Here is a 1,130-nt window from a genome sequence, read left to right as displayed (position 1 = left end):
CCGTGTCCCCTCCCGGCCACCGGCGCGGCCTGCGCCGACGGCGCCCCGGCCACACCCACGGCCCCGGCACCCGCCGCGGCGACGGTGACGACGGCCGCGGCACGCATCATGGAACGGCGGCTGAGCGCACCGGCGATCACGTCGCCGACGTACTCGTTGGAGCTGGTGTTGGGCACCTCGTGGAAGCAGGCGTCACCACACCGGAAACGGCAGGTCATGGCGGACCGGCCGCCAGGATGCGAACCGGACGGTGTTCCGATCAACGGCAGCAGCTTGCGCACTGTGTTCTCCCCTTGAGAATCCCTGGACGCCCTTGGTATCAGCGCGACCGTAGGCGCACATACGTGCGGGAGACGGGCGCCGCGGTGAACGGTGGGTGAACCCCCGGAAGCGGGGAGGGAATTGCCGCGGCGGCTCGATCCCACCTTGACGCGCCAGGGGTTTCATGGCAGACCCTGCACAAGATCACAATCCAGGGCCGCTAACCTTACGTGTCCGTCCTGGCCAGGGATTGACGGGCATCAACTCACGCGAAGGGTTGCGCACATGGGCATTCTCACCTCTCTGCGGAACGTGTTCGGCCGGTCACGCAAAGAACGGGCCGCCCAGGCGGAGGGTGTGACGCAGGAGACGGCACCGCCGGCCACCGCGCCGGAGCCGAAGCTCCCGTCCCAGCCCACCGCGCCCTCGGAGCCGACCGAGGCCCCGGAGCGTACGGAGGCCACGCAGGTCCCCGAGCCCCGCTCGGAAACCACTACTGACGAGCACGAACTCGTCAAGGCCGCCTTCGCCAACCTCACGGTCCCGAAGCAGACCGAGACCCCGGACACGACCCCGGAACCGAAGCCAGAACCGGAACCGAAGCCCGAGCCGAAACCAGAACCGGAACCGGCACAGGAAGCGAAGCCCGAGCCGAAACCGGAGCCGGAACCGAAGCCGGAGGCAAAGCCGGAACCGGAGGCAAAGCCGGAGCCGGTGCAGGAAGCAAAGCCCGAGCCGGCGCCGGAGCCCGAGCCGAAGGCAGCGGAGAAGGCAGAGGCAGAGGTAGCGGAAGAGGTGGCGGCAGAGCCGACATCCACCCCCGAACCCGCGGCCGCCGACGGCGAGGAACCCCCACAGGGGCCACCCGT

Annotated in this window: 2 pseudogenes; one reads left to right on the top strand and one right to left on the bottom strand. The window is 69.7% G+C overall.

Going from position 1 to position 1,130, the window contains the following annotated elements:
• A pseudogene (locus EBH09_RS39020) lies at positions 1-281 on the bottom strand (phosphatase); the annotation flags it as partial.
• A gap of 265 nt (positions 282-546) precedes the next feature.
• On the opposite strand from EBH09_RS39020, the pseudogene EBH09_RS39015 reads away from it, so the two are divergent.
• Positions 547-1,130: pseudogene (locus EBH09_RS39015) on the top strand (Toxic cation resistance protein); the annotation flags it as partial.

Source organism: Streptomyces sp. E2N166 (assembly GCF_003671715.1).
Lineage (GTDB): Bacteria > Actinomycetota > Actinomycetes > Streptomycetales > Streptomycetaceae > Streptomyces > Streptomyces thinghirensis.
This window is presented reverse-complemented; position numbering and strand designations above follow the sequence as displayed.